We start from the raw sequence: 1,978 nt of genomic DNA, 5'->3' as shown, positions 1-1,978 counted from the left end.
CTGCATGCCGCGGCAGCCGACCAACGGTCGGCTCTACCTGCGGGTTTGTTCCCGGCACGCGCGAACGCGCGTGTCCCTTTACCAGGCATTTCCCACCCGTGAAAGCACCCGCCCTGATCCAGAACGACATCGTCGTCTTCGGCCTGATCGCCGCCACCCTCGGCGCCGTGTTCTGGACCGCTTCGCGCGAGCAGGGGCTGTGGAAGCGCTTCTACACGGTCGTGCCGGCGTTGCTGCTGTGCTACCTGATCCCCGGCATCTACAACACGTTCGGGCTGATCGACGGCCAGAACACGCACCTGTACAACCCCATCGCCCGCGACATCCTGTTGCCGGCGGCGCTGGTGCTGCTCACCCTGGCGGTGGACATCAAGGGCATCCTGCGGCTCGGGCCGAAGCTGATCGTGATGTACCTGGGCGCGTCCTTCAGCATCATGCTGGGCGCGGTGGTGGCGTTCCAGCTGATGAAGTGGCTGCACCCGGACACGGTGGCCGGCGACACGTGGGCCGGCATGGCCGCGCTGGCCGGCAGCTGGATCGGGGGCGGCGCGAACATGCTGGCGATGCGCGAGGTGTTCGACGTCAACGCCACCACCTTCGGCCAGTTCGCGGTGGTGGACGTGGGCGTGGGTTATGTGTGGATGGCGGCGCTGATCTTCCTGGCCGGTCGGTCGGCGAAGATCGATGCGCGCAGCGGGGCCGATACGTCGGGCATCGACGAGCTCAAGCTGCGCATCGAAAAATTCCGCAGCGAGCATGAGCGGGTGGCGAGCCTGACCGACCTGATGCTGATCGTGGCGGTGGCCTTCGGGACGGTAGGGCTGTCGCACGCGATCGCCGGGCCGCTGTCGGCGTGGTTCAAGGGCCATGTGTCCTGGGCGTCGCAGTTCAGCCTGGACGCGCCGTTCGTGTGGGTGGTGGTGATTTCCACGACGTGCGGGTTGGCGTTGAGTTTCACCCGTGCACGCAACCTGGAAGGGGCGGGGGCATCGAAGCTGGGTTCGCTGCTGCTGTACTTCCTGATTGCCTGCATCGGGATGCAGATGGATCTGCTGGCGCTGCTGGACCGGCCGTGGCTGTTCCTGCTGGGCATCATCTGGATCGCCGTGCACATCGTGCTGCTGTGGGCCTTGGCGCGGGTGCTGAAGGTGCCGTTCTTCTACTTCGCCATTGGTTCGCAATCCAACATCGGCGGGCCGGCGTCTGCGCCTGTGGTTGCCGCGGCGTTCCATCCGTCGCTTGCGCCTGTGGGGGTGCTGTTGGGGACGATGGGGTATGCCACCGGGACGTACCTGGCTTACATCGTTGGGATTACGTTGCGGGCTATGGCGGGGCAGTAGGTGGTTTTTTTGCGCGGCGTTGTTGGCGGTTTTGTTGCTGAGGGACGTGGTGCGGGGCGGTAGGGTTCAGCGGGGCACGCGTGAACCCATCCATGGGGCTCATCGCAGCATCCATGCTGCTCATGGCCCCGCTGAACCCTACCGCCCCGCACCCAGACAGTTCCGCGCTGGCGGTGGGGTAGGGGGAGCAAGAGCAGGTGGCGCTTGGTCGCGCGTTGCATGCAAGGGGAGGACGTGGGGTGTTGTTGTTTCGCTCTTTTTTTTGACGAGCACACGCAACGTGTGCGCGGCAGAGCTCTTCGAGGTATCGGCGTCCGCGCTTCAAGCAGACGGCGAACAGAGGCGCTTTAAATCGCCTAAGCCTTAAGCGGCCAACAGCCCACGCTCGATCAGCCAAGCACGTGCGTCTTCCGCATCCTGCTCGAACCACGCACGCGTGGACCCCAGCCGATACGTATACCCCCAGGCATCCATGTCCAGCATCAGGCGGTCGCTGCCGACGCCCGGCAGTTGCCCGGCCAGCACGATCTGCAGGTAGCAGGTGGCGTCTTCTTCGGGGACCGAATCGGTCGCGTCGGTGTGCACCAGCGCGCGTCGCTCCGGTGGCAGCACGATCAGATGGCAGGCCTCGTGCAGCA

General features: G+C 65.4%; 1 protein-coding gene and 1 pseudogene. One reads left to right on the top strand and one right to left on the bottom strand.

Translation table 11 applies throughout. The features are described 5' to 3' along the window. The first annotated feature begins 98 nt into the window (after positions 1–98). Positions 99–1,340, top strand: a complete 1,242-nt coding sequence (locus tag DBR34_RS13785) for a DUF819 family protein (RefSeq protein ID WP_181394011.1) — start codon at positions 99–101, stop codon at positions 1,338–1,340. 363 nt (positions 1,341–1,703) lie between these two features. On the opposite strand, the pseudogene DBR34_RS23145 reads toward DBR34_RS13785, so the two are convergent. Beyond that, positions 1,704–1,978 (bottom strand): annotated as a pseudogene (locus DBR34_RS23145) (hypothetical protein); the annotation flags it as partial.

Source organism: Stenotrophomonas sp. HMWF003, assembly GCF_003061285.1.
GTDB lineage: Bacteria > Pseudomonadota > Gammaproteobacteria > Xanthomonadales > Xanthomonadaceae > Stenotrophomonas > Stenotrophomonas maltophilia_AP.
This window is presented reverse-complemented; position numbering and strand designations above follow the sequence as displayed.